This window comes from Methylobacterium sp. J-090 (genome assembly GCF_022829345.1).
Lineage (GTDB): Bacteria > Pseudomonadota > Alphaproteobacteria > Rhizobiales > Beijerinckiaceae > Methylobacterium.
Genome location: NZ_JAKSXV010000017.1, coordinates 51,960 through 78,020 on the forward strand (window position 1 = coordinate 51,960; position 26,061 = coordinate 78,020).

Below are 26,061 nucleotides of genomic sequence, written 5' to 3' on the forward strand. Positions count from 1 at the left end.
CGGGCGCTCAGGCCGCGACCCGCGTCGCGGCGGCGAGGCCGGGGGCGACCTGCGCGGCGATCTGGCCGGAGGCGACGTTCTTGCCCTTCGCCTCGATCTCGAAATCCGCCCAGGCGAGGTGGCGGCCGACGAGGGCGTTGACGGCCCGGTTCCACATCATGTCGGAATGAGCCGCGAGGTCGCGCCGGGAATGGCCGGCGGCGGAGAGGGCGAGGAAATCCGGCGCGGCGTCGGCGTCGGTGCCCGCCAGCAGGGTTTCCCGGGAGACGCTGATATGCGCGATGGGCCGCACGCCGCGCCACGACTCGCGCACCCGTTCGATGCGTGGGTCCTCGGGCTCGATGTAGGCGCCGCCGCTCTCGACCCAGTGGTGGTGGAGGTCGAGCACCACCGGCACCGCATCGGCGAGGTGCAGCACGGTGTCGAGGCCGAACACGTTCTCGTCGTTCTCGACGGTGATGAGATCGCGCGCGGTCCGCGAGAGCAGGGGCAGGCTCGCGCGAAAGCCCTCGACGCCGGGGTCGCGGGCGCCGACGTGGATGTTGATGTGCGCGCCGTGCGGGTGCCAGCCCGCGCCGTAGCCGAGGAGCGCCATCACCTCGGCATGGTACTCGAACTCGGCGATACCGTTGGCCTGCGCGGCGGGATTGCGCGAGGCGATGACGCAGAACTGTCCCGGATGGAAGCTGAGGCGTACGCCTCCCGCCCGCGCCAGATCGCCGATGCGGGCGAGGCCTGGTTCGATGAGGGCGCGAAAGCCCGGCTCGGCGTAGATCTCGCTGGCGATGGGGTGGGTGTAGCCGGGCAGCACGTTGCTCGCCATGCGCAGGAGCCGCTCCAGGGGCGGGCGCGCCGCGACCCAGGCGACCTGCCGCTCCAGGGCGGCGAGGTTGTGGCGCGCCAGATCCTCCAGCTTCGCCCGGCGGGCACCGGGGGCGAGGCGCGCGAGGTTGGCCATGGTGACGTGGCTGAGGTTCATCTCCAGGGCGGCCTCGCGGGCGGCCTTCAGGGTCTTGAAGCCCTCGGGCGGGGCCTCGACGATGAACTTGCAGCAGAAGCCGAGGCGCGGTTCGCCATCGGTCATCGGTGCGGGACGGCCCGTCTTGGGCGTGGGTGAGTTGGGGGTCGTCGAGCTTGGCTTCGCGGTCATGGGGGGCCAACGCCGCAGGGCCGGTTTGGTCCCGCCCGGTGCGGCGCGCGGCGGCCACAGCCCCCATGAAAAATGTTGCGCCCACGGCTCCCCGCGCGGACGGGCCATTGACGGACCGCCGACGGGCGCCTTTACCGGACCCATGCACGGACGCCGGCCCAGGGGAGCGAGCCACCGCGCGATCATCGCCGTGATCGCGCTCTACGCCCTGTGCCTCCAGGCCATCCTCGGCAGCGCCGCGTCCCTGCCGGCCCTGGGCCAGACCCCCGGCCTGTGCCTGCACGCGGCCGCCGAGGCCGGGCCGGACGCGCCCGCTCCGGTCCACGTGCATCTCGCCTGCTGCACGGCGGCCCAGGCGGTCTCCCCTCTCGCTCTGCCGCCCCTCGTGCCCACCGGCATCGCCTGGCCCGACCGGCGCATCGCCCCCACGGCGTGGCGCCCGCACGCGGTCGCGCAGCCGCGGGCCCCGCCCGAACGGCACGCACAGCCCCGGGCACCGCCCGTCGCCTGAGGGCGCCCCTCGTCCGCCGCCCTGCCGGCGGTGCGGCCGGCGCCCCGATCCCCGAACGCCCGTCCGCCAGACCGGACGGGTTCGACGGATCGGCCGTGCCTCGAGGCGCGGCCCCGAGCGCTCGTGCCCCGCAAGGACGACCATGCCCCCCTCCCTCACCGGCGAGATCCTCGCCGCGCCCGCCCGCCTCTCCCGCGAGGCGGTCTACCGCGCCGTGTGGCGCTGGCACTTCTATGCCGGGCTGGTCTGCCTGCCGTTCCTGATCCTGCTCTCGACCACGGGGGCGCTCTACCTGTTCAAGGACGAGATCAACGCCGCCCTGTTCACCCGGCGCTTCGTCGTGCCCGCCTCGGCCGAGGCGCCCCTGGGGCCGGACCGCCTCGTCTACGTGGCGAGCCAGGCGGTGCCGGATGCCACCCCCCTCACCTACCTCGACCCGGCCGGCCCGACGGCCCCGGCCGTGGTCACCCTGGCGAAGGACGGGGTGAAGACCCTCGTCACCCTCGATCCGCGCACCGGCGATATCCTCGGGCGGGTCGCGGCGGACGGCGAGGTCATGGCGGTGATCCGGCGCCTGCACAGCCTGAGCTATTTCGGACGGATCGCGAACGGGATCGTCGAAGTGGTGGCAGGCTTCCTCATCGTGCTCGTCATCACCGGCACCTACCTGTGGTGGCCGCGTGGACAATCCGGCGGGCAGCCCGGTGGGGTCGTCAGCGTCCGGGGCACGCCCCGCCGGCGGGTGTGGTGGCGCGATCTCCACGCCGTGACGGGCTTTGTGGCCGGGGGCGGCCTGCTGTTCCTTGCGCTCACGGGCCTGCCCTGGTCCATCGTGTGGGGTCAGCAGCTGCGGGCGCTCTCCAACGCAGCCGGCCTCGGCCAGCCGAGCGCCCTGTGGGCGCGGGTGCCGGTCTCGACGGTCCCCATGGGCGCGGCGCTCACCACCGCCGGCTGGGCGCTCGAAGAGGCGCCCGTGCCCCTGTCGCGGGCCGCCCCCACCGCACCCATCGGCCTCGACCGGGCGGCGGCGATCCTTGGCGAGCGCGGCATGCCGGCGGGCTATGAACTCGCCCTGCCCGTGGGCGAGACCGGCGTCTACGCGGCGGCCGCCTATCCGCGCGACGTCACCCGCCAGCGCATGATCTCGCTGGACCAGTATACCGGACAGGCGCTCGTCGACGTGCGGTTCTCCGAGATCGGCATCGTCGGCCGGGCGATCCAGTGGGGCATCGGCCTGCACAAGGGCGAGGTCTTCGGCCGGCTCAACCAGTTCCTGATGCTCGCCATCTGCCTCGCCGGCCTCCTGCTCAGCGTCACCGCCGGGGTGATGTGGTGGAAGCGCCGGCCCTCGGGGAGTCTGGGCATTCCGCCCTGGCCACGCGCACCCGGGATCGTCGCCGGCGTGACACTTCTGGTCGTCGGCCTCGGCGTCCTGTTCCCCCTCACGGGGGCGGCGATCCTCGGCATGATCCTCCTCGATGGCGCCGGCCGGGCCCTGGCCGGGCGGATCGCGGCCTGAGCGCACCCCGCACCGGGCGCGTCGCCCGTGTCCTCCCCCCCGATCCGGGCCCGCCTCGGGATCGTCCTGGTGATCCTGGCCCTGTGGCTCCAGGCCCTGGCGCCGGGCGCGGCCCTGCGCCTGACCGCGCCCGACCCCCTGGCCCACGCGGTCATCTGCGGCCATGGCGCGCAAGCCGCCGTCGCGTCGGAGGACGGAATGCCGGGCCCGTGCGCGTCCTGCCCGTTCTGCACCGGCATCGCGACCGCCCCCCTGGTCCCGGCCGGTCCGCAGGTGGCGCGCGCCGCCCGCTGGCGCGCCGTGGCCTGGGCGCCCCCGCCGCCGCCGCCCCCGCACCGCCGCGCCCGTCCCACCGGCCAGCCCCGCGCGCCGCCCAATCCGTCCTGATCCCGTCGCCCCTCCCCCTTCGACCGATCGGACGCGTTTCCCATGTTGCTCTTCTTCCCCACGCGGCGGTGCCTCGGCCCGCTCCTCGCCCTCCCCGTCGCCTGCCTGAGTTTCGACGCGCGGGCGCAGGACGCGTCGAGCGTCACCCTCGACGAGGTCTCCGTCGTCGGCGACGGCACCGGATCACCCGTCGGCCGCACCGGTTTCGGCGTCGCGTCCCTGCCGGGCTCGGCCCCGAGTGTCATCGAGAACCCCGTCGGCCAGATCGTCACCGCCGTCGGACGCGACGGCGCCATCGCCAACCGGCCGGCGACGAGCATCGGCTCCGTCCTGCTGGACAGCCCCGGCGTCACCGTGCGCCAGGGCAACGGCGCCCGCGACGTCGTCATCTCCGTGCGCGGCAGCAACGCCCGCTCCACCGGAGTGACCAAGAACATGGTGGTGCTGGAGGACGGCTTCGTCCTGACCCAGCCCGACGGCGCCTCGCGCTTCGACCTCGTCGATCCGCGCGCCTATTCCCGCATCGACGTGTTCCGGGGGCCGCAATCGGCCCTGTTCGGCAACTACGCCACGGGCGGGGCCATCGCCTTCCGCACCCGCACGGGCCGGGAGATCTCGGGCGGGCAGGTCCTGGGCTACGAGATCGGCACGGACGCGGGCAGCTTCGGGTATCTCAGCAACTATTTCACCGTCGGCGGCGCCAGCGGCCCGGTGGAGATCAGCCTGTTCGCGAGCGATGTCCGCGCCAACGGCTACCAGGACCATGCGTCCTACGACACCCAGACCATCAACCTGCTGGCGAGCTACACGCCGACCCCCGACAACCGCTTCACCCTGAAGGTGATCAACAACGACCTGCACGCCGACATCCCGGCGCGGTCCTCGCTCAACCAGTACCGGATCAACCCGTACCAGCGCGGCTGCGCCTCGGCCGCCACGGCGGCGCCCGGCTGCACGGTCTACAATTTCTTCCGCAACGGCGCCTTCGGCGCCACCGTGCCGGTGACGGCGGCCGAGGTCGGTCTCGAGCGCAAGGACCGGCGCACCATCGTGGCGGCCCGCTGGGAACACGATGTCGATGCCGAGACCACGTGGCGCACGCAGGTCGGCTTCGACGAGCGCAACTACAACCAGCCGTTCTTCACCAGTTCGGGGCGCGGCAGCATCCCGTCCTACAACGTGATGAGCGACGTCACCCACCGCTCGGAGCTGTTCGGCTTGCCCGCCGTGAGCTACGCGGCGCTCTCCTTCAACGCCCTCGACGCCCACGCCACCACCTTCAACCTGCAGCCGCTCGCGGGACCGACCCTCGGCGCCCTCATCGGCGATCAGGTGGCACAGCAATCGAACCTCGGCGGACGGGCGCGCACGGAGATCGCCCTGTCGCCGGCCTGGACCGGGGTGATCGGGATCAGCGCCGAGAACACCTGGATCACCGGGCAGAACCGCGCCTACGCCTACTCGGCGGCCGGCCGCACCACGACGCCGGCCTTCGCCGATCGCAGCTTCCTCAACGTCGCGCCCGAACTCGCCCTGGTCTATCGGCCGAGCACCGAATGGGCGTTCCGGGGCCGGGCCGCCACGGGCTACACCACCCCGGCGGCCGGCAACCTGTTCGTGACCCCGGCCGGCGTACCGGGCAACAACACCGGGCTCCAGACCCAGGAGAATCTCGGCTTCGACCTCGGCGCCGACTGGACCCCCTGGGAGGGCCTGCGCGTCAGCCTCACGGGCTTCGCCGAGTTCTTCCGCAACGAGCTCGTGTCGCAGAGCCCCGGCGCCGGGCTCCTGGCCTACACCTTCAACGCCCCGGCCTCGGAGCATCGCGGCGTCGAGCTCGCCGCCGACTGGGCGTTCGGCTCAGGCTGGCGCGGCACCCTCGCCTATACCTTCGACGACCAGATCTACACCCGCTACGTCGAGCAGCTGAGCGCCGGGAGCGTCACCGCCCGGTTCGACCGGGCCGGCCGGCTCATCCCCGGCGTGCCCGTCCACCAGCTGCTCGCCCGCCTCGGCTACGAGCAGGTCGGCGGCCCGCTCTCGGGCGTCGGCGGCTTCGTCGAGGTGGTGGCGCAGGACGGGTTCTTCATCGACAACGCCAACACCCTGAAGGCGCCGGGCTACGCCCTGGTCAACGCCAACCTCCACTACGTCACCGACCTGCCCGGCGGCTACGCGAAGCGCCTCAACCTCTACGTCGAGGCGCGCAACCTGCTCGACCGGACCTACGTGGCCTCGGCCCAGAACCTCGCCAACGGCCTGAGCGCCACCACCGGCCTGCCCACGGGGGCGGCGGCCCCGGCCGGCGTCACCGGCTCGATCTACGCCGGCGCCCCCCGCACCCTGGTGGCGGGGATGAAGCTGTCGTTCTGACGCCGCGGCACCCGCGCCGTCGCGGCGGCGCGGGTGCCGGCGCGGGCCCGCTCGCGAGGTCGTGACGGCCGGACGGGTCCGAAGGCCCGGTTGCGCCATCCCGGCGCACCTCCCCGAACGGATCGCAACGCGGCGTGCGCGCGTTCACCCCCCGAATTCGTATTCATTCCAAACAGCGCGCACCCGGCGGTGAAAACCGGGACCTGCGCCACGGCTGTCCGGCCGGTGGGAATGAACGCAGGGGACGCGCGCATGACCGACAAGACCGCCACCGACAGAGTTTCGGGCCCCAGCCGGCGCACCGTCATGGAGGGCTGCGCCGCGCTCGCCGCCTTCGGGGTGGCGGGCTTCGGCGTCGACCGGCCGGCCTTCGCCGCGCCGGCACCCGCCCCCGGCGATCCCGCGCCCCAAACCATGCCGGTGCGCCTCACCATCAACGGGCAGGACCGCGACCTCGTCCTCGACACCCGCACCACCCTCCTCGACGCCCTGCGCGAGCACCTCGATCTCAACGGCACCAAGAAGGGGTGCGACCACGGCCAGTGCGGCGCCTGCACGGTGCTGGTCGAGGGGCGCCGCATCAATGCCTGCCTGACGCTGGCGGCCATGCACGAGGGCGACAGCATCGAGACCATCGAGGGATTGGCGAAGGGCGAGGCGCTGCATCCGCTCCAGGCGGCCTTCCTCGAACACGACGGCTACCAGTGCGGCTACTGCACGCCGGGGCAGATCTGCTCGGCCAAGGGCATGCTCGCCGAGGTCGAGGCCGGCTGGCCGAGCCACGCCAGCGCCGATCTCCTGGCCGCACCGAAGCTCACCGAAATCGAGATCCGCGAGCGCATGAGCGGCAACCTGTGCCGGTGCAGCGCCTACCCGAACATCGTCGCGGCCATCGGCGACGCCGCCGGCCGCGCCGGTTGAGTTAACCATGTTTCACGGGAAACACCGTCCCGGCCCAGCCGTCCGGGCACGCATTCGGGTCCCGGTCATCCGGGTCCTTCTCCACGGGGCCACACCAGAACGGGCACCACGCCGATGAAAGCCTTCACGTACGCCCGGCCCAAGACCGTCGCGGAAGCGGCCGAGATGGCGGCCGCGCAGCCGAACACCCGCTTCATCGCCGGCGGCACCAACCTCCTCGATCTGATGAAGCTCCAGGTCGAGACGCCGGCCCACCTCGTCGATGTGAACCGCCTCGGCCTCGCCGACGTCACCGAGACCGGCGACGGCGGCCTGCGCGTCGGCGCCCTGGTGCGCAATTCCGACCTCGCCGCCCATCCGCGCATCCGCAAGGATTACGCGGTGCTGTCGCGGGCGCTCCTGGCCGGGGCCTCGGGCCAGCTTCGCAACAAGGCGACGACCGCCGGCAACCTGCTGCAGCGGACCCGCTGCCCGTATTTCTACGACACCACCCAGGCCTGCAACAAACGGAACCCCGGTTCGGGCTGCGCCGCCATCGGCGGGTTCACCCGCATCCACGCGGTGCTGGGGGCGAGCGACGCCTGCATCGCCACCAACCCGTCCGACATGGCCGTCGCCCTACGGGCGCTCGACGCCACCGTCAAGACCGTGGACGCCAAGGGCGCGGAGCGCACGATCCCGCTCGCCGATTTTCACCGCCTGCCCGGCGACACGCCGCAGATCGAGACCGCCCTGAAGCCCGGCGAACTCGTCACCGCCGTGACCCTGGGCAAGCCGGTTCCCGGCGCGCACCTCTACCGCAAGGTTCGCGACCGGGCGTCCTACGCCTTCGCGATCATCTCCGTGGCGGCGGTGATCGACAAGGGGCCGGACGGCAGGGTCCGCGCGGCGCGGCTCGCCTTCGGCGGCCTCGCCCACAAGCCGTGGCGGGTCCCGGCGGCCGAGGCGGCCCTCGTCGCCTCGAACGGCGATGCCGACGCCGCCGCCGACGCGGTTCTGGCGGGGGCCAAGGGCCAGGGCACCAACGACTTCAAGATCCCCCTGACCCGCCGGACCCTGCGCGCCGTCGTCGCCGAAGCGCTCAGGGCCTGAGGCCTTTTCGAGCCTGACGCGACGCCACACCCCGAAAGAATCAGGAACCGTCCGATGGACATGAACCAGCCGATCGGCCGCACGCCCCTCGACGACAAGCCCGACGGCCTGCTGGGCAAGCCCATCGACCGGATCGAGGGCCGTCTCAAGGTCATGGGCGCGGCGCCCTACGCCTACGAGACCCGCGAACTGAAGAACCCGGCCTACGGCGCCCTCGTCGAGGCCGGCATCGCCAAGGGCCGCATCCGCAGCCTCGACGTCGCTGCCGCCCGCGCCATGCCGGGCGTCCTTCACGTGATGACCCACGAGAACGTGCCGCCGCAGGGCGAGAAGAAGGAGCAGGTGTCGCCGGTCCTGGCGGGCCCCGAGATCCGTCACCACGGCCAGCCCATCGCCTTCGTGGTGGCCGAGACCTTCGAGCAGGCCCGCGCCGCCGCCGCGACGATCAAGGCCGAGTACGCGCAGGAGACGGGCGCCTACGACCTGCGCGCCGGCATGGCGGACGCAGTGGTGCCGAAGCAGATGCAGAGCCCGCCGGATTCGGCGCTCGGCGATTTCGAGGGCGCCTTCGCCAAGGCCGCCGTGCGGGTCGATGTCGAGTACACCACGCCGGTCCAGACCCACGCGATGATGGAGCCGCACGCCACCATCGCCTCGTGGGAGGGCGATCACGTCATCCTGTTCACGGCCAACCAGATGCTAAACCGGGGGCAGGTGTCCCTCGCCTCGGTGTTCGGCCTGCCGCCGGAGAACGTGCGACTCGTCAGCCGCTACATCGGCGGCGGCTTCGGCGGCAAGCTGCAGCCCCAGGCCGACGCGGTCTTCGCCGCCCTCGGCTCGAAGGCGGTGGGCCGGCCGGTGAAGGTGGCGCTGACCCGCCAGCAGGAATTCCACATCACCACCCGGCGCTCGGATACGATCCAGCGCCTGCGCCTCGGGGCCGGACCGGACGGCACGCTCGTCGCCATCGGCCACGAATCCTGGTCGGACACCACGCCGGGCGACGGGTTCTACGAGACGTCGGCCAACGCGACGCGCTCCCTCTACGCCGCGCCGAACCGGATGACGAAGCACCGCCTCGCCACCCTCAACCTGCCGCTCGCCTCGGCCATGCGCGCGCCCGGCGAGGCGGTGGGCATGCTGGCCCTCGAATGCGCCGTGGACGAGCTCGCGGAGCAGCTCAAGATCGACCCCGTCGAGCTGCGCATCCGCAACGAGCCGACGCAGGACCCCGAGAAGGGCGTGCCGTTCTCCACCCGCCAGCTCGTGCCGTGCCTGCGCGAGGGCGCCGCCCGCTTCGGCTGGGACAGGCGACGCGCGCCCGGCACCACGCGGGACGGGCAGTGGCTCGTCGGCATGGGCGTCTCGGCCGCCGCCCGCCTCAACCCGCTGATGCCCTCGTCCGCCGCCATCCGCCTCGAGGGCGACGGCTCCGTCACCGTCCGCATGGCGATGACCGACATCGGCACCGGCACCTACACGATCCTGACGCAGATCGCCGGCGAGATGCTCGGCCTCCCCGTGGAGCGGGTCCGCGTCGAACTCGGCGACACGCGCTTCCCCAAGGCCTCCGGTTCGGGCGGTTCGTTCGGAGCGGGCAGCGCCGGCTCGGCCCTCTACGTCGCCTGCGAGAACCTGCGGGCCAAGATCGTCGCCGCGGCCGAACTCGGGCCGGAAGAGGCGCGCTTCGAGCAGGGACGCGTCGTCTCGGGCAACCGCTCGGAGAGTCTCGCCGACATCGCCGGGCGAAAAGGCGACATGGAGGCCACGGGCGAGATCAAGCCCGGCGCGATGACGAAGGCGTTCTCGCAATATTCCTACGGGGCGCACTTCGCCGAAGTGGGGGTCGACGCCGATACGGGCGAGGTCCGCCTGCGGCGGATGCTCGGGGTGTTCACCGGCGGGCGCATCCTCAACCAGAAGACGGCGCGCTCGCAGGCCATCGGCGGCATGGTCTTCGGCGTCGGCGCGGCCCTGATGGAGGAGGTGGTGATCGACCCGCGCACGGGCCACTTCGTCAACCACGATCTCGCTGAGTACCACGTGCCGGCGCATGCCGACATTCCGGCCGTCGAGGCTTTGTTCCTGCCCGAACTCGACGACAAGGCCAATCCTCTGAAAAGCAAGGGTCTCGGCGAGCTCGGCATCTGCGGCGCCGGGGCGGCCCTGGCCAACGCCGTCTACAATGCCACCGGCGTGCGGATCCGCGACTATCCGCTCACCCTCGACAAGGTGCTGCGCGGCCTGGAGGCCCAGGATCGCGCCCCGGCGCGCCCGACCTGACGCAACGGCACCGGATCTTCCAAAGACGTCGTCGTCGATCGCCGCACGACGTCCGTGGCCCTAGAGCATTTTCCGCCGAAGTGGTTGCCGGTTCGGCGCAAGAAAATGCGATACACAACAAAGGGCTGGAGCGTTTTCTGCGATCCAAGGATCACAGAAAACGCTCCAGCGGCACGCGACGACGACTTGGTCCGGCGGAGTCTTTCGCGGCACGCCGCCGGAGCTCCGGCGCGGGCGGGCCATCTTGCGCGATGCTGCACAGCAAGCCCGCCACGCAACAGGTTTGAAAGGAGGATGCGGCAGGAGTGGAGCGCGCGCTCGATCGCGGCTCCTCCGACAAGGCTCGACGCCCCATGGATCCCTCGCCCCCGCCCCCCCGCCGGGCGCTCACACCCGGTGCGCTCGTCGCCCGGTTCCGGCGCGCGCGCGAGGGCGCGACGGTGGTGGAATTCGCCATCCTGGCGTTCCCGTTCCTGGCGCTGATCACCGGCATCATCGACATGTCGATGCTGTTCTGGGCGAGCCAGACCCTGGACGACGCCCTCGCGGACGCTTCGCGCACGATCCAGACGGGGCAATTCCAGAGCGTGAATTCCGGCGTCGCCGATCCCGCGCTGGTCCTGGAGAACCTGCGCAAGCAGCTCTGCCAAGTGAACGGCGCCGAACGCTGGACCCTGTTCAAGTGCACGGAGGTGAAGCTGGACGTGCGGGTCTTCGCCTCCATGGCGACGGGCGCGACCGCCAGCCCCATCGATCCGTCCACCAGGGACTGGTCGACGGGGTTCGGCACGAACTACGCCAACGCCCAGGCGAGCACCATCGTGGTGATCCAGGCGGCGGTGAAGTACCCGAGCCTCACCCTCATGTTCCCCATGACGCCGGCCTTCGGGGACGGATCGCGCCTGCTGCAATCCGTCCAGGTCTTTCGCACCGAGCCGTTCTGAACCGTGGAGTCCCGCGTGACCCGCTTATCCCCGGAGGCTTCCATGACCGCGCCGGTCTCCGTCGCGCCGGCCCGGCCGGGCGTCCTCGGCCGTTTCCGGCGCGCCCAGGGCGGCGTCGCGGCGATCGAGTTCGCCCTCGTCGCGCCGGTGCTGCTGCTCATGTATGTCGGCGGTGCCGAACTCGCCCGGGCCACGATGGCCCAGCGGCGCACCAGCCTGCTCGCCCGGACCGTGGCCGACCTCACCGCCCTGGGCGACACAACCTCGCCCATGGCGCGGGCCACCATGGACGACATCCTGGCGGCGTCCCGGCTCGTCTACAGCCCGTTCGATGCGACGCAGGCGGTGATCCGGGTCGCGGCCATCGGCATCTACATGCAGGGGTCGACCCGCACGGTCCGAATCTGCTCCAGCGACGGATCTCCGAGCACCGCCAAGTGGCCCGTCGGTCTCGCGCCAACAAGCCTGACGATTCCGGCCAACTACAATCGCCACGGCATGCGCCTCGTCGTCGCCCAGGTCACGATGCCCTACACGCCGGTCCTCGGCGCCGCCTACGCCACCCTCACCCGCGCCAGCACGGGCGCGTTCCCCCTGGCCGATACGGTGATCTGGCCGACCCGCCAGGGCAAGGCCGTCACCAGCGGCGCCGACGACGAGGTCATCCTGCCGGCGGGCGTCGCCTGCCCGGCGACGTCGGGTTGACGGGGTCGCCCGGCCGGATCAGCGGACGATGCGCAGCTTGCCGATGCTTTTCGCGATGTCGTCGAAGGCCGCGATGAGGGCGGTGGACGAGTTGGCGACGTAGGCCTGGGCCGGCACCGTGGCGCAGTCCCGCAGGAGATCGATGCCCGCCTGGTCGATGGGGTCGTTCGGCACGCTGAACCCGATGGTGAACACGGCGATGTTGCGCGCCTTGGCGTTGGTGCAGGCCTCGCGCGTGAGGGCGTCGAGGGCGGCGCGCGCCTGGGCGTCCGAGGTCGGCGTGGCCGTGCCCGTGACGAGGCGCCCGGCAAGCGCCGAACTGCCCGAGACCTTGGTTCCGTTGCCGTTGGTGATGTAGCCCATGGCGCTGAACAGGGAATTGTTGATGTTGGAGATGCCGAGGTCGGCATTGGTGTTCCACGAGTTGAACCCGTCGGTCATCAGGACGATGACCTTGCGGACCGTCGTGTCGCTGTAGGCGGTCCCCTGGGCGAACACGCTCAGCGGCGAGATCGTCCGCCAAGCCCACATGAAGCCTTCGAAGATGTTGGTGCTGCCGAGGGGGGCGAGGCCGTCGACGAGGGCCTTGAGCTTCACGGTGTCGTTGGTCAGCGTCTGCAGAGGCTTGCTGGTGCAGAGGAAGTTCGGCCCGTTGGGGATCGAGAGCCAGGTGCTCGTCGGCGAGGAATACTGCGTCGGCTTGTAGTACTTGCACGCCCGCATCTCCGCCTCGGAGGCGGTCATCGTCTTGGCACTGCAATCCGACTGCGCGGTATGATCCTCCAGATAGCTGTTGCTGTAATTCTGCACCGATGGATTCAAGCTGGCGTAGCGGTCCGTCGTCGAGGGAATGTTGTAGTTGTAATCGCCGTAGATGCGCGCAAGGCCGGTGGTGTTGCCGGCAGGCTCGTCGGGTGCGAACATCGGCACGAAGTAGCTGTCGGGATTACCCGCAGTCGGGGCCGCATCCTGCACATTCAGGGGATAGGGCAGCGTCTCCAGGCATCCGGCCCAGCCCCAGGTCGAGTCGAGCTTCTTGAGCTGGGCAAAGATGTCGAGCCGGTTCTTGATCGCCGCCTTGACGGTGGCGTTGGCGGCGGAAAAATCGACGTTGGTCCAGTGGTAGGCGGATTTCGGGGCCGACGACCCGTCGATCCAGGACGTCGCGGCCCCGTAAGTGTTGGGGTCCACCGCCACGGCGGCGGCGAAGGGCACGATGGAGATCCGGGTCTGCGGGCTGAAGGCGGGCTTGGTGTAGACGTAGTCGACGAACTTCTTGGTCGCGTCCTGAGCGGCGGCCATCTTCGTGCCCGAGCCGCCGGCCTTGTTCATCGACCCCGTGGTGTCCAACGCGATGGCGATCTCGAAGGTCTGGGCCATGGGCGTCGCGCATTGCGACGAGGCGGAGACATTGATGGTGTTGATGCGCAGGAGGCTGGCGAAGGCGGTGGTGTAGGTGGCGGTGGCCTTCACCAGGATCGTGCGCGGGTTCGCCCCGATGGCCAGCGGTGTCGTCAGGGTCGCGGCCGGCATGTAGGAGGCGATGAGCTTGGTGGCCTGATCCTCCAGGGCGGCGCTGGTCGTGGCCGTGCTGGTCTGGCACAGGCTCAGGGCCGTCCCGTCGACGGCGTTCTGCAACCGGGTGCGCATGGCCGAGGCCCGGCCGTAGTCGATCCCGGTTCCGGCGATGAACATCAGCGGCACGAAGCTCAGGCCGAAGATGACGGCGATGTTTCCGCGCCTGTCGCCAAGAAATCGGCTCATGATGGACATCGTTCGGACCTTGATCGACATCCGCCGACATCCATCAGGTTTCGATTAACGTTCGGTGATCGCCCTCGAACACAAACTCGATACCATCCTGGATCGACACGATCTCCTGCAACACAACTTCCGCAGCGCGATGTCGGCCGGGATCGGGAACGGGCCTGTCGCGCGGCGTGCCTACGCGACGCGGTCGGGATGCCCTAAGAGGGCTTCTCACGACGCCCGATCGCGGGCGTCTGAGCGACGCTCAGGATCAGCGCACGGGGCGTCCGCTCCGGGTCGGAGGAGGCGGGAGCCATGCGCAAGAACGATCCCTGCATCGCCGTCTGCCGGTTCGACGGGCGGACGGGCTGGTGCGTGGGCTGCGGCCGGACGGTCCCGGAGATCCGCGCCTGGATGACGTTGACGCCGTTTCGCCGCACGGCCCTCCTGCGCGATCTGCCGGCGCGGGTTCGCAAAGTTCAGGATGCGCCCCGGGAGACTTGATTCTGTGCTTCATCGAAACGGCGACCGGATCGCGACGCGGCGCCCGAGCGAGGCCGAGATCCGCATCGCGGAGCGATCGGGCGGATCTCTTGGGGCGTCTTTGCGCCCTTCAACTTTTCGGGTGCGGGGCGCTCCGTCGCAGACAGGCGCGCTGCAATCCCCTAAGCCTGTCCTAAGAGCCGCGCCGACCGAACGGGGGCGCCAAGGCTCGGTGGAGGAACCCCCATGATGCTGCGCCGCGCGCTCCTCGGCCTCGCCGCCCTCCTTCCCCTGGCGCTCGCGCTGCCCGCCCTTGCCGGCGAACCCGTGCCCTTCGACGCGGACGCCTTCGCGGCGGCGCAGAAGGCGGGGCGGCCGATCCTCGTCGAGGTCAGCGCGCCGTGGTGCCCGATCTGCAAGACCCAGAAGCCGATCCTGGCCAAGCTCGCCCAGGACCCGCGCTTCAAGGACCTCGTGATCTTCGACGTCGATTTCGACAGCCGCAAGGACGTCCTGCGCCGCTTCGACGCCCGCATGCAGAGCACGCTCATCGCCTTCAAGGGCGAGACCGAGACCGGACGCTCCGTCGGCGAGACCCAGCCCGAATGGATCGAGGGGCTGGTGGAGAAGACGCTCTAGCGCGCGGATGGCCGCCACCCTCGGCCTCGCCTTCCTGGCGGGCCTCCTGTCGGTGCTGTCGCCCTGCGTGCTGCCGCTCCTGCCCCTGGTCCTCGGGGCGGCGGCGACGGAGCATCGCCTCGGGCCGGCGGCGCTGGCGGGCGGACTCGCCCTGTCGTTCGTCGCCATCGGGCTGTTCGTCGCCACCATCGGCTTCACCCTCGGCCTCGACACGGAGGTGTTCCGCACGGTGGCCGCCGTCCTGCTCGTGGGGATCGGCCTCGTCCTGATGCTGCCCGCCGCCCAGACGCGCCTGGCCGTCGCCGCCGGCCCGTTGAGCGACCGGGCGCGGGCGCGGTTCGGCGGGTTCTCGACCGCCGGGCTCGGCGGCCAGTTCGGGGTCGGCCTGCTGCTCGGCGCCGTGTGGAGCCCCTGCGTCGGGCCGACCCTCGGGGCCGCCTCGCTGCTCGCCGCGCAAGGCCGCGACCTCGCCGCCGTGACGCTCACCATGGTGCTGTTCGGCCTCGGCGCCGGCCTGCCCCTCGTGGCCCTGGGCCTCCTCTCCCGGGCGACGCTGATGGGGTGGCGCGGCCGGATGATGGGGCTGGGCCGGGGCCTCAAGGCGGTCCTCGGCCTGATCCTGCTCGTGACCGGCCTCGCGATCCTGACCGGCCTCGACAAGCGCCTGGAGACCGCCCTCGTCGAGGCCTCGCCCGCCTGGCTCACCGCCCTGACCACGCGGTTCTGACGGCTCGCCCCTCCTACGGGCGCGGCCAGCGCAGCAGGCGTTCCGGGGCGAAGCGGTCCAGGGGCAGGCGCGGGGGCCGGCCGGTGGCGAGGTCGGCGACGAGCTGGCCGGTGATGGGGCCCGTCGAGAGGCCGATATGGCCGTGCCCGAACGCGAAGATCAGCCCCGGATGCCGGGGCGCCCGGCCGATCACCGGCAGGCCGTCGGGCGTGGACGGGCGGGCGCCGAGCCAGGGCTGATTGTCGAGGGGGCCGCCGAGGCGCAGGGTGCCCATGGCCTCCTGGGAGGCCGCCTCGATCTGGGTGTGATCGGGCGGCGCGCCGCGGGCGTTGAGCTCGACGCCGGACAGGACCCGCACCCGGCCCTCGCCCATGGGCGCCAGGATCGAGCCCGCGCCCGTGTCGAGGACCGGCCGGGTCAGGGGCGGAGAATCGGGATGCAGGGCGTAGTGCCGGTGGTAGCCGCGCTCGGCCGCGAAGGCGAAGCGGTAGCCCAACGGCCGGGCGATGTCGGCGGACGCCGCCCCCGCCGCGAGGACGACCTGGCGGGCGCGGACCTCTCCGCCCTCGAACGCGAGGCGCCAGCCTTCCGCCTCCGGCGCGAGGCCACGGGTCGCGGCGCGGATCGTGCGACCGCCGAGGCCGGCGAACAGCCCGGCGCAGGCCTCGACCAGGGCGCCCGGATCGCCGACGCTGCCCGTCTCCGGCAGGAGCATGGCCCGCGCGAAGGGGCGCACCAGGGCCGGTTCGAGGTCGCGCAGGCCCGGCCCGTCGAGGAGCTCCATGGCGACGCCGTGCTCGGCCAGGATCGCCCGCTCCAGGGCGGCCGCGGCGAAGGCGTCGTCCGTCCGGTAGGCCTTGAGCCAGCCCGTGCGCTTCAGGAGATGCGTCGTCCCGGCCCGGGCGGCGAGGCGCTCGTGCTCGGCATAGGCCGCACTGGTCAGCGGCAGGAGCGCGCCCGCCGCCCGCCGCCAGGCCGAGGCCCGGGCGGCGGCGAGGAAGTGCAGGGTCCAGGGCAGGACCCGCGGCAGATGGGTGTAGCGCAGGCGCAGGCCCCGGTCGGCGTTGCGCAGGTAGACCGGCAGCTTGCCCCACAGGGCCGGGCTCGCCATGGGCAGGATCGAGCCGCGGCTGATCACGCCGGCATTCCCGAACGAGGTCCGGGCCCGCGCCTCGCCCGGATCGACGAGGACCACGTCGAGCCCGCGCTCCTTCAGGGCGATGGCCGAGGCGAGGCCGACCATGCCGCCCCCGATCACCGCGACATCGCAAGGGTCCCCGGCGGTCCGTGCGCGCTGCTCAGTCATTCGACGATACCATTCCCATCCCGTTGCGGGCGCAAGCCGCGGAGCCGCCCGGGCAGGCGCCTCGCAAGACGTCGGCCTCCTATCGCGGGCGCGCGGGCCGGGGACAAGGCCGCCCGCCTGTGTCGGACAAAAGCCCACGAAAAACCCTCCGGCTCGGGGCGCCGGAGGGTCGGGGACCGGAGAAGACCGGACGGTGTGGGAGCGGTGGCTACTCGGCCGCCTGGAGGGCGGGCAGCTCGGAATCGAGGGGCATCGGGTTGCCGCCCAGAGCCGCTGCGAGCTTCACGTCGTCGACCTCGCCTTCCCAGCGGGCGACGACGATGCAGGCCACCGCGTTGCCGATGAAGTTGGTGAGCGCGCGGCACTCGGACATGAACCGGTCGACGCCGAGGATGAGCGCCATGCCGACCACCGGCACCGAGGGCACCACCGCGAGGGTCGCCGCGAGGGTGATGAAGCCGGAACCCGTGACGCCGGCCGCGCCCTTCGAGGACAGCATCGCCACGAGGAGCAAGAGGCCCTGCTCGCCGTAGGTCAGCGGCGTGTCCGTGGCCTGCGCGATGAAGAGCGCCGCCATGGTCATGTAGATGTTGGTGCCGTCGAGGTTGAACGAGTAGCCGGTGGGGACCACGAGGCCGACCACGGGCTTCGAGCAGCCGGCGCGCTCCATCTTCTCCAGCAGCGAGGGCAGCGCGGATTCGGACGACGAGGTGCCCAGCACCAGCAGCAGCTCTTCCTTGATGTAGCGGATGAGCTTGATGATCGAGAAGCCGTTGTAGCGGGCGACCAGGCCGAGGACGCCGAGCACGAAGATCGCCGAGGTCAGGTAGAAGGCGCCGACGAGGTAGGCGAGGTTGGCGAGCGACGCGATGCCGTACTTGCCGATGGTGAAGGCCATGGCGCCGAAGGCGCCGATGGGCGCGACCTTCATGATGATGTTGACGACGCCGAAGATGGCTTCCGACAACACCTTGATGATGTCGAGCACCGGCTTGCCGCGGTCGCCCAGGAAGGCGAGGCCGAAGCCGAACAGCACCGAGAAGAACAGCACCTGCAGGATCTCGCCGCCCGAGAAGGCACCCACCGCCGTCGTCGGGATGATGTTCATCAGGAAGTCGGTGATCGTCTGCGTCTTCGCCTTCTCGGCGTACATGGCGATCGCCTTGGGATCCAAGGACTTCGGATCGATGTGCATGCCCGCGCCCGGCTGGACGAGGTTCGCCACGATCAGGCCGACGATGAGGGCCAGGGTCGAGAAGGTGATGAAGTAGATGAGCGCCTTGCCGCCGACGCGGCCGACCTTCTCGAGATTGGTCATGCCGGCGATGCCGGAGACCACGGTGAGGAAGATCACCGGCGCGATGATCATCTTGACGAGCTTGATGAAGGCGTCACCGAGCGGCTTCATGTCCGCGCCGACCTGCGGGTAGAAGTGGCCGAGCGTGATGCCGATGGCGACGGCGACGAGGACCTGGAAATACAGGGTCCGGTACAGGGGCTTGGGCTTGGCGGGCGGATGCGGGGCGGTGAGCGGTGATGGTACGGCAGCCATGGGGGCGTTCTCCCGGTTGGACGTTGCGGGTGTCGGTTGGGAGGCGCGGGTTGGCCCCGGCTCCGTCCGATCCTGGTGTTGGCCGGCGGGTCGCTCCCACCGGCACCCAGCCCTGCCGTGGATGCAGGCCTGCGTTTCGTTTCCGGAATGGCAACCGGCATGCCAGCCCGGGAACCACCCTAATAATTGGTTAACCCGTTGATTTGAGGCCTATTTTTTCGATGCCGCGCGCGCCCTCTTCCGACCTCGATCCGAGAACCCGCACCCGGCGGGAGAAAGCCGTGCGGAAATCCGCACGCCGCCGCGCCCAATGAGGCCGACCCGTCCCGATCCCGCCGCGACCCGGCCGGGGCGGCGGCGTGGCCTCGTCCTGGTGGCGAGCCTCGCGGCGATGCTCCTCGCCGCCTGGATCGCCGGGCGCGCGGCCGAGCGCTGGGCGCTGGCCGACCTGCGCCGCACGGCGCACGCGACCCTGGCGCTCCAGGTCGCGGCGCTCCACGCCGAGATGCAGAAGCAGGCCTCCCTGCCGCTGGCCTTGGCGGCGGACCCGGAGATTGCGGCGGTCGCGGGCGCGTCCATGTCCCAGGATCCTGCCCTGTCGCAGGACCTCGTCGCGCGGGTGAACCGGCGCCTCGCCCAGGTGGCGGCGGCCACGGCGGCTGCGGTGATCTACGTGATCCGCCCCGACGGCATCACCGTGGCGGCGAGCAATGCGGAGGCCGAGCGCAGCTTCATCGGCCGGGACTACGCCTTCCGGCCCTATTTCCGGCAGGCGGTCGCCACGGGCGCCGGCTCGCAATTCGCGCTCGGCACCGTCAGCGGCCGAGCCGGCCTCTACCTCTCGCGCAGGATCGTCGGGACCGGCGGCGTCGTGGTGGTCAAGATCGAGTTCGACGGGATCGAGGCCGCCTGGCGGGCGGGCGGCGACGGGGTGTTCGTGGCCGATTCCCGCGGCATCGTCCTCGTGGCGAGCGATCCGGCCTGGCACTTCTCCACCCTGCGCCGCATCGACGAGGACGAGCGCCGCCGCATCCGCGAGGCCCTGGAATTCGGGGCGGCGCCCCTGGCCGAGATGCCGCTCCATCCCATCCCGGGCGCACCCGACCGCGTGCGGATCGGGCGGGGGGCGGCCCCGGCGCGGCCGGCTCTGGCCCTCGACGCCGCGATCCCGGGCACGGATTGGCGCCTCCACACCCTGACGCCGCTCGGCGGCGCAGTGGAGCGCGAGCGGGTGCAGGCCTGGATCATCGCCGCCCTGCTCACGGGGCTCGCCTGCCTCGGGCTCACCACCCTGGCGGACCGGCGCCGGCGCCAGCGCCGGCGCCTCGCCGAGGTCTCGGCCCGCCGCGAGGAGCTCGAAGGCTGCGTGCGCGAGCGGACCCAGGAACTCACGGACGCCAACCGGATGCTGCGCCTCGAGATCGAGGAGCGCCGGCGCGCCGAGGCCGAGCGCGAGCGGGTCGAAGCCGAGCGCGAGCGGGTTGAAGCCGAGCGCGAGCGCCTGGGCCGCGAGCTCGCCCAGGCCGGCCGCCTCGCGGCTCTGGGTCAGTTCGCCGCCAGCATGGCCCACGAGATCAACCAGCCGCTGGCCGCCATCCGCGCCTACGCCGACAACGCCGCGATCCTGATGCAGCGCGGCCGCACCACCGAGGCCTCCGAGAACACGGTCGCCATCGGCCGGCTCACGGACCGCATCGGCGGCCTCACCCGCCAGTTGAAGGGCTTCGCGCGGCGGGCCTCGCCCCGGCGCGAGCCGGTGCCCCTGGACGCGATCCTGCGCGACGGCCTCGAACTGGTGGAGGCGCGCGCGCGCGGCGCCGGCATCCCCCTGGTGGTGGACGCGCCCCGGGCCGGGCTCCACGTGCTCGGCGACGGGCCGCGCCTGGAACAGGTTCTGGTCAACCTGCTCCAGAACGCCCTCGACGCCGTCGCCGGGCGCCCCGACCCGAGGGTGACCCTCCGGGTGAGCGAGGACGGCGACCGCGTCGGGATCGCGGTGCACGACACCGGCCCGGGCCTGCCCGAGGCCTTGCGTGCGCAGGTGTTCGATGCCTTCTTCACCACGAAATCCGACGGCCTCGGCCTCGGCCTCGCCATCGCCCGGGGCATCGTCGAGGATTGCGGGGGCAGCCTGACGGCGGGCGACGATCCGGCGGGCGGCGCCGTCTTCCGCATGGATCTCGCCCGGGCGAACGGCACGGCGGAGCCCGAGGCGGCCGGATACCGGGAGGCGAGGCATTGAGCGAACCAGCGCAGGAGCGGCCGTCGCCCGAGCGGGTCGTCTTCATCGACGACGAGGCGGATGTCCGGCAGGCCAACCGCCAGAGCCTCGAACTCGACGGGTTCATCGTCGAGACCTTCGGGGCCGCCGGTCCGGCGCTGGCCGCGATCATGGCCGATCCGCCCGGCCTCGTGGTCACCGACGTGCGCCTGCCCGACCTCGACGGCGTCGCCCTGTTCGCGCGCCTGCGCGCCCTCGACCCGGATCTGCCCGTCATCCTCATCACCGGCCACGGCGACATCCGCATGGCGGTCGGCGCCATGCGCGACGGGGCCTACGACTTCCTCGCCAAGCCCTACCCGGCGGAAAGCCTGATGGCCTCCGCGCGCCGGGCCCTGGAGCGCCGCCGTCTCGTCCTCGAGAACCGCGCCCTGCGGGCGACCCTCGACGCGGCGGTGGAGGAGGACCCCGCGTTCCTCGGGGTCTCGCCCGAGATGGTGCGCCTGCGCGGCCTCGTGCGCGAGGTGGCGAACGCCGACGTCGACGTCCTCGTGTTCGGCGAGACCGGATCGGGCAAGGAGGTGGTGGCGAGCGCCCTGCACCGCTGGAGCCGGCGGGCGCGGCGCAACTTCGTCGCCATGAATTGCGGGGCGCTCCCCGACAGCGTGGTGGAGAGCGAGCTGTTCGGCCACGAGGCCGGGGCGTTCACGGGCGCCCTCAAGCGCCGGGTCGGGCGCATCGAGCACGCGCAGGGCGGCACCCTGTTCCTCGACGAGATCGAGAGCATGCCGCTCAACCTGCAGGTGAAGCTCCTGCGCGTCCTGCAGGAGCGGTCGGTGGAGCCGCTGGGTACCAACGAGGTCCGCGCCATCGACATGCGGGTGGTGGCGGCCACCAAGGTCGATCTCGGCCAGGCGGCGGCCCAGGGGACGTTTCGCGACGACCTCTATCACCGGCTCAACGTCATCACGATCCAGATCCCGCCGCTCCGCGACCGGCGCGAGGACGTGATGCTGCTGTTCCAGGAATTCCTGACCCGGGCCGCCGCCCGCTTCGGCCGCGAGGCGCCCCCGGTCACGCCGGCCGTGCGCGAGCACCTGCGCCGCCACGACTGGCCCGGCAACGTGCGCGAGCTCGGGCACTTCGCCGAGCGGCACGCGCTGGGCCTCGGCCGACCCGAGACGGCCGCACCCGGAGCCGCCGCCGGGACCGTCACCCTCGGGACCCTCGCCGAGCAGGTCGACCGGTTCGAGCGCGGCCTCATCCGCGAGGAGCTGTTCATGGCCGGCGGCGACGTGCGGCTCGCCGCCGAATCCCTCGGCACCCCGCGAAAGACCCTCTACGACAAGATCGCCCGCCACGGCCTCACCCCGACCGATTACCGGTAGGTCGCCCACCGGGACACATCCCGAATCCGGTCGATCCCCGTCGGGATGAGGGGTTCGGGGATGGCGGATCCGGGCTTCGCTCAGACGCCGCGCGGGCGCCGAAGCGGCGTCAGGCGAAACCCGTTCGCGAAACCCGTTCGCCGCATGGGGAGTCGGGAAATACCGGTTTCCACCGTCCCCCGCCCCGCTTCAGGCCGTGCGTTGGACCAGGCTGTGTTTTTGTCCAGGCCGTGTTTTGGTCCGAGCCCCGATCCGCGGTGTCATGAAACCGTCAAGATCCGGCCAGTGATTGAGTGTCTTCGGTGCGAGACCACAACCGCCCCTGTACTTCCTGGCATCCGCCTCTCCGCGACGAATTTTTCCGATCGCACGCGACGTTGCATGATCGATCATTTCAGTAACGACTGAATACACCTGGAATCAAAACAGTATATCATTCGATGCAATTAATTGAAACTTCATTCGACAAGAATAACGTTTCCGTGTGGTCGCTGCGCCGCCGCATCGGAAAGGCCCTGCTCATGAAAACCTTCAACAATCTCGGTCTTCTGGCGAAGATCGCCATCCCCCTGATCTTCACCGCGCTGATCGCGGCCGGCCTCGTCGCCTATGCCCGATCGGCGATGACAACGCTCGCCCATCAGACCCAGCAGATCGTTCAGGTTCAGACGGCCCGTCAGGCCCACAGCATGAATATTCAACTCGAGCTGACCGAAGCGACAATCCAGAACCGGAACACGCTCATCGAAACCGATCAGTCCAAGATGAACGGCTACCAGACCCGGCAGACCGCCGCGATCAAGGCGAGCTATGACGCTTTGACCGGCCTCGAAACGCTCGCCGATTCCGAGGAGCGCAGAGCCGTGAATACGAGCCTTCGCCAGGGTATGGACGCCTATTACGCCGTTCTCGAACGCGCGACCGCCCTCGGCCTGAAGAACGAGAATCGCGCAGCCATGACCATCGCCCAGGTGGAAGCCGCTCCCATCCGGGCGAAACTGCGCGAGGCGATCCAAACCCGGATCGCGATCCTTCAACAACAACTCAAGGCGTCCGCCGACGAGGCTGAACAGCTGGCGGCCTCGTCGACGACCCTCCTCATCGTCGCGGCGAGCGTCGGCCTGCTGGCGGCCATGGGCCTTGCCGCCGCCATCGTCGTGCTGGGCGTGGCGCGGCCGATCGGCCGGATGACGGCGTCCATGAGCCGCCTCGCCCACGGCGACCTCGACATCACCGTCGAGGGCGTCGAGCGCCGCGACGAGGTCGGCCTGCTGGCCCGGTCGCTCGAGGTGTTCAAGGTCAACGCCGTGACGGCACGCCGCCTCGCCGCCGAGCAGGAGGTGGAGAACGACGCCAAGATGCGCCGCGCCGAGGTGCTGGACGGGCTGACCAAGCGCTTCGAGTCGAACGTCTCCGCCCTGACGCAGGGTCTGGCGGGCGCGGCCACCGAGATGGAGGCCACCGCCCAGTCGATGTCCGCCACCGCCGAGCAGGCGATCAACCAGGCGGTGTCCGTGGCCGGCGCCGCCGAGCAGACCTCCGCCAACGTCCAGACGGTGGCCGCGGCCAGCGAGGAGATGTCGGCCTCGATCCAGGAGATCGTCGGCCAGGTCACGCAATCCTCCGCCATCGCGGCCCAGGCCGTGGCGGATACGCGCCGGACCGAGGCCACCGTGCAGACCCTGGCCGCCGTCGCCGACAGCATCACCGACGTGGTCGCCATGATCACGACCATCGCGGGCCAGACCAACCTGCTGGCGCTGAACGCCACCATCGAGGCGGCCCGCGCCGGCGAGGCGGGACGGGGCTTCGCCGTCGTCGCCACGGAGGTGAAGGAGCTCGCCGGCCAGACGGCCCGGGCCACCGAGGAGATCCGTGCGAAGATCGGCGAGATCCAGGGCGCCACGGGCGAGGTCGTCACCGATATCGGGCGGATCGGCCGGACCATCGCGGACATGTCCAACTACTCCGCCGGCATCGCCGCCGCCATGGAGGAGCAGGGCGCCGCCACCCGCGAGATCGCCCGCAACGTGCAGGAGGCCGCCCAGGGCACCCAGGACGTCACGAGCAACATCGAGCACGTGCGCATCGGCGCGGGCACGACGGGCGCCGCCGCCACCCAGGTCCTCGGCGCGGCCAAGGAACTGTCCCGCTACTCCGAGAGCCTCGGCCACGAGGTGGAGCGCTTCCTGTCCGGCGTGAAGGCGGCCTAGGGCCTTTCTGAACCACCCGGCGGTTCAAGCGCAGCGCGGCCGTGCCCGACCGGGTCCACACGGGGCTCACCGGCAACGCGCCCCGGAGCAACGGCCGGGCACCGGCGGGGGGGCGTCCTTGCGGCGGCCAGCAGGCGCGATGGCTGCCGGCGCGGACTCCGCCCGAGATCGTCATCCGATGGCGTCGGTCCCCTCGGATGACGGATGCGCTGCCATTCCGGGTGCTCGATCCCGCAAGGGGCATCACGGCTCGGCTGGCGCCCCTCCGCCGAGCTTGACCTTGCTCAGGATCATCGCCAGCGGCACCGCCGCCCCGGAGACGAGGCAGAGGGACCAGAACACGTCGATGTAGCCCCAGTACGCCACCTGGATCTGCAATTGCCGGCCGATCCAGGCGATGGCCTGGTTCTGCGCCTCGACGCCGGACGCCCCATGGGTCTGGAAGTACTGCGTCGCGGTCCGGAGCGTCTCCTGGTAGTTCGGGTTCGCTGCGGTGATGCTCTCGCCGAGCCGGCTCTGGTGGAATTGCTGGCGGTAGGCGAGGACGTTCTGGGCGAGGCTCACGCCCATCGAGCCGCCGACGTTGCGGGCGACGTTGATCAGCGCGGAGGCCTGATCGGTCTGCGATTTGTCGATGCCCTCGTAGGACGCGGCGGTGATCGAGATGAAGATCATCGGCAGGCCGATGCCGATATAGATGCGCGACCACGCGAAGAACCAGAAGCTGGTGTCGCCGTAGAGCCGGGTGAGGTCGTACATGGCCGCCGAGACGATCGCGGCGCCGAGGGCGATCAGGTATTTCGGCTGCACCTTCCCCGAGATGCGGCCGATCACCAGCATCATGAACACGGTGACGAGGCCGCCGGGTGCCAGGACCAAGCCGGCGAGCGTCGCCGTGTAGCCGAAATACTCCTGCACCAGTTGCGGCACGAACTGCGTCGTCGCGATGAGGATGGCGCCCGTCGCCATCATCACCAGGAAGCAGGCGCCGAACTGGCGGCTGCCGAGGAGTCTCAGATCGACGACCGGATTCCTGCGCGTCAGCTCCCAGGGGATCATCGCCACGAAGGCGACGGCGGAGATCGCCGCGAACACGACGATGAAGTTCGAACCGAACCAGTCCTTGCGCTGGCCCTCGTCGAGGACGACCTCGAGCGCGCCGAGGAAGGTCGCGACCAGGAGGAAGCCGATGAGGTCGAAGCGCACGCCCTCGCGGCGCAGGCGTTTGCGCTCCGCGACGGCCCCCGGCGGATCTTCGAGCAGCACGTGCATCAGCCCGAGCGCGATCAGGCCGATCGGCCCGTTGATGAGGAAGCACCAGTGCCAGGACACGTTGTCCGAGAGCCAGCCGCCGAGCGTCGGCCCGACCACGGGCGCCACCACCACGGCGAGGCCGTACAGGGCGAAGGCTTGGCCCCGCTTGGCCGGCGGAAACGAATCCGCCAGGATCGACTGGGCCAGCGGCGCCATGCCGCCGCCGCCGAGGCCCTGGAGCACCCGGAAGACCAGGAGCGATTCGAGGTTCCAGGCGAAGCCGCACAGCACCGAGGCCACGGTGAAGAGCGCGATGCTCCACATGAAGAAGGCCTTGCGGCCGAAGCGCTTGGCGAGGAAGCTCGACGCCGTGAGCACGATCGCGTTGGCGACGAGGTAGCTCGTCACCACCCAGGCGGCCTCGTCCGGCCCGACCGCGAGGCCACCCGAGATGTAGCGCAGCGCCACGTTGGCGATGGTGGTGTCGAGCACCTCCATGAAGGTGGCGAGGGACACCACCAGGGCGATGGCCCAGGGGCTGTGCCCGCCGGGCGCCTTCGGCATCGCGCCGGATTTTCCGCCGTCCGCCGATGCGGCGGCGCTCATCGCAAGTCTGCCTTCATCGCAAGCCCGCCCTCATCGCA

Annotated in this window: 20 protein-coding genes; 15 read left to right on the forward strand and 5 right to left on the reverse strand. The window is 71.1% G+C overall.

All coding sequences use genetic code 11. The features are described 5' to 3' along the window. Nucleotides 1–7: 7 nt before the first annotated feature. Nucleotides 8–1,084 carry a UV damage endonuclease UvsE gene (locus tag MKK49_RS01810; protein WP_244026352.1) on the reverse strand — a complete coding sequence of 359 codons (1,077 nt, stop codon included), beginning with the start codon at nucleotides 1,082–1,084 and terminating at the stop codon, nucleotides 8–10. 256 nt (nucleotides 1,085–1,340) lie between these two features. Here MKK49_RS01810 and MKK49_RS01815 point away from each other — a divergent pair, with 256 nt between their 5' ends. The 9 genes from MKK49_RS01815 (at nucleotide 1,341) to MKK49_RS01855 (ending at nucleotide 11,885) form a co-directional block, all read left to right on the forward strand. Continuing rightward, entirely contained in the window at nucleotides 1,341–1,661 is a 321-nt protein-coding gene (locus MKK49_RS01815; protein ID WP_244026353.1) for a hypothetical protein, read from the forward strand. A 142-nt stretch (nucleotides 1,662–1,803) separates the two neighbouring features. Continuing rightward, nucleotides 1,804–3,180 carry a PepSY-associated TM helix domain-containing protein gene (locus MKK49_RS01820; RefSeq protein WP_244026354.1) on the forward strand — a complete coding sequence of 459 codons (1,377 nt, stop codon included), beginning with the start codon at nucleotides 1,804–1,806 and terminating at the stop codon, nucleotides 3,178–3,180. Nucleotides 3,181–3,207: 27 nt separating this feature from the next. Then, on the forward strand, nucleotides 3,208–3,567 hold the full coding sequence (locus tag MKK49_RS01825) for a DUF2946 family protein (protein WP_244026355.1): 360 nt from the start codon (nucleotides 3,208–3,210) through the stop codon (nucleotides 3,565–3,567). 42 nt (nucleotides 3,568–3,609) lie between these two features. Then, nucleotides 3,610–5,940, forward strand: coding sequence for a TonB-dependent receptor family protein (locus tag MKK49_RS01830; protein ID WP_244026356.1), 2,331 nt, complete (start codon nucleotides 3,610–3,612; stop codon nucleotides 5,938–5,940). Between the two features lie 252 nt (nucleotides 5,941–6,192). Further along, on the forward strand, nucleotides 6,193–6,861 hold the full coding sequence (locus MKK49_RS01835) for a 2Fe-2S iron-sulfur cluster-binding protein (RefSeq protein ID WP_244026357.1): 669 nt from the start codon (nucleotides 6,193–6,195) through the stop codon (nucleotides 6,859–6,861). Between the two features lie 114 nt (nucleotides 6,862–6,975). After that, nucleotides 6,976–7,953 (forward strand): FAD binding domain-containing protein, encoded by a 978-nt coding sequence (locus MKK49_RS01840; protein WP_244026358.1) that lies wholly within the window; start codon nucleotides 6,976–6,978, stop codon nucleotides 7,951–7,953. Nucleotides 7,954–8,007: 54 nt separating this feature from the next. Continuing rightward, nucleotides 8,008–10,236: a xanthine dehydrogenase family protein molybdopterin-binding subunit gene (locus MKK49_RS01845; RefSeq protein WP_244026359.1), complete on the forward strand. Its 2,229-nt coding sequence runs from the start codon at nucleotides 8,008–8,010 to the stop codon at nucleotides 10,234–10,236. Between the two features lie 353 nt (nucleotides 10,237–10,589). Further along, nucleotides 10,590–11,180, forward strand: coding sequence for a TadE/TadG family type IV pilus assembly protein (locus MKK49_RS01850; protein ID WP_244026360.1), 591 nt, complete (start codon nucleotides 10,590–10,592; stop codon nucleotides 11,178–11,180). Nucleotides 11,181–11,222: 42 nt separating this feature from the next. Continuing rightward, a complete protein-coding gene (locus tag MKK49_RS01855; protein ID WP_244026361.1) occupies nucleotides 11,223–11,885 on the forward strand; it encodes a TadE/TadG family type IV pilus assembly protein in 663 nt (220 codons plus the stop codon). An 18-nt stretch (nucleotides 11,886–11,903) separates the two neighbouring features. On the opposite strand, the gene MKK49_RS01860 is transcribed toward MKK49_RS01855, so the two are convergent. Further along, nucleotides 11,904–13,649, reverse strand: a complete 1,746-nt coding sequence (locus tag MKK49_RS01860) for a TadE/TadG family type IV pilus assembly protein (RefSeq protein WP_244026362.1) — start codon at nucleotides 13,647–13,649, stop codon at nucleotides 11,904–11,906. A 300-nt stretch (nucleotides 13,650–13,949) separates the two neighbouring features. Between MKK49_RS01860 and MKK49_RS01865 the strand changes: the two genes are divergently transcribed. From MKK49_RS01865 to MKK49_RS01875, 3 genes are all read left to right on the forward strand, one after another. Continuing rightward, on the forward strand, nucleotides 13,950–14,138 hold the full coding sequence (locus MKK49_RS01865) for a DUF1289 domain-containing protein (protein ID WP_244026363.1): 189 nt from the start codon (nucleotides 13,950–13,952) through the stop codon (nucleotides 14,136–14,138). A gap of 225 nt (nucleotides 14,139–14,363) precedes the next feature. Further along, nucleotides 14,364–14,756 (forward strand): thioredoxin family protein, encoded by a 393-nt coding sequence (locus tag MKK49_RS01870; RefSeq protein WP_244026364.1) that lies wholly within the window; start codon nucleotides 14,364–14,366, stop codon nucleotides 14,754–14,756. Nucleotides 14,757–14,763: 7 nt separating this feature from the next. Then, nucleotides 14,764–15,483, forward strand: coding sequence for a cytochrome c biogenesis CcdA family protein (locus tag MKK49_RS01875; protein WP_244026365.1), 720 nt, complete (start codon nucleotides 14,764–14,766; stop codon nucleotides 15,481–15,483). Nucleotides 15,484–15,496: 13 nt separating this feature from the next. On the opposite strand, the gene MKK49_RS01880 is transcribed toward MKK49_RS01875, so the two are convergent. Together MKK49_RS01880 and MKK49_RS01885 are read right to left on the reverse strand one after the other, a co-directional pair. After that, on the reverse strand, nucleotides 15,497–16,789 hold the full coding sequence (locus MKK49_RS01880) for an NAD(P)/FAD-dependent oxidoreductase (protein ID WP_244026366.1): 1,293 nt from the start codon (nucleotides 16,787–16,789) through the stop codon (nucleotides 15,497–15,499). Between the two features lie 208 nt (nucleotides 16,790–16,997). Further along, entirely contained in the window at nucleotides 16,998–18,341 is a 1,344-nt protein-coding gene (locus MKK49_RS01885) for a dicarboxylate/amino acid:cation symporter (RefSeq protein WP_244026367.1), read from the reverse strand. Between the two features lie 310 nt (nucleotides 18,342–18,651). Here MKK49_RS01885 and MKK49_RS01890 point away from each other — a divergent pair, with 310 nt between their 5' ends. The 3 genes from MKK49_RS01890 (at nucleotide 18,652) to MKK49_RS01900 (ending at nucleotide 24,163) form a co-directional block, all read left to right on the forward strand. Then, nucleotides 18,652–20,583 (forward strand): ATP-binding protein, encoded by a 1,932-nt coding sequence (locus MKK49_RS01890; RefSeq protein WP_244026368.1) that lies wholly within the window; start codon nucleotides 18,652–18,654, stop codon nucleotides 20,581–20,583. Beyond that, nucleotides 20,580–21,950, forward strand: coding sequence for a sigma-54-dependent transcriptional regulator (locus MKK49_RS01895; RefSeq protein WP_244026369.1), 1,371 nt, complete (start codon nucleotides 20,580–20,582; stop codon nucleotides 21,948–21,950). Before MKK49_RS01890 ends, MKK49_RS01895 begins: the two co-directional genes overlap by 4 nt. 521 nt (nucleotides 21,951–22,471) lie before the next feature. Beyond that, nucleotides 22,472–24,163, forward strand: coding sequence for a methyl-accepting chemotaxis protein (locus MKK49_RS01900; RefSeq protein ID WP_244026370.1), 1,692 nt, complete (start codon nucleotides 22,472–22,474; stop codon nucleotides 24,161–24,163). A gap of 243 nt (nucleotides 24,164–24,406) precedes the next feature. On the opposite strand, the gene MKK49_RS01905 is transcribed toward MKK49_RS01900, so the two are convergent. Next, complete coding sequence (locus MKK49_RS01905; protein WP_244026371.1) at nucleotides 24,407–26,023, reverse strand: DHA2 family efflux MFS transporter permease subunit; 1,617 nt, start codon at nucleotides 26,021–26,023, stop codon at nucleotides 24,407–24,409. Nucleotides 26,024–26,061: the final 38 nt, after the last annotated feature.